This is a genomic window from Paraburkholderia sp. SIMBA_054 (genome assembly GCF_046534875.1).
GTDB classification, from domain to species: Bacteria; Pseudomonadota; Gammaproteobacteria; order Burkholderiales; family Burkholderiaceae; genus Paraburkholderia; species Paraburkholderia hospita.
The window spans coordinates 1-242 of the sequence record NZ_JAWRXV010001548.1; the positions used below are offsets into that span (position 1 = coordinate 1).

Here is a 242-nt window from a genome sequence, read left to right on the forward strand (position 1 = left end):
CGCGCAGCGGGATGGGTCACGCCCTATCCCATTACCCAGTCGCGCAGGCGTTCGCGGTGTTCGTCGCTGATCGTCAGGAAGCGGAATCCTGCCCATTGCTGGCCGGGCGCATGTGCCTCTTCCAGCCACAGCAGGTGCACGCCGACCGCGACGTGGGTGCCATGCGCATCGGGCAGGGCGAAATTCAGCTGGTACAGCGCGTCCTCGACCAGCGGCGCCGAAGCCAGCAGCAGCATGCCGGT

Annotated in this window: 1 protein-coding gene; it reads right to left on the reverse strand. The window is 67.4% G+C overall.

Going from position 1 to position 242, the window contains the following annotated elements; all coding sequences use genetic code 11:
• Window positions 1–23: 23 nt before the first annotated feature.
• Window positions 24–242: hypothetical protein (locus SB822_RS60235; RefSeq protein WP_410859531.1), on the reverse strand; the 219-nt coding region annotated here is incomplete at its 5' end.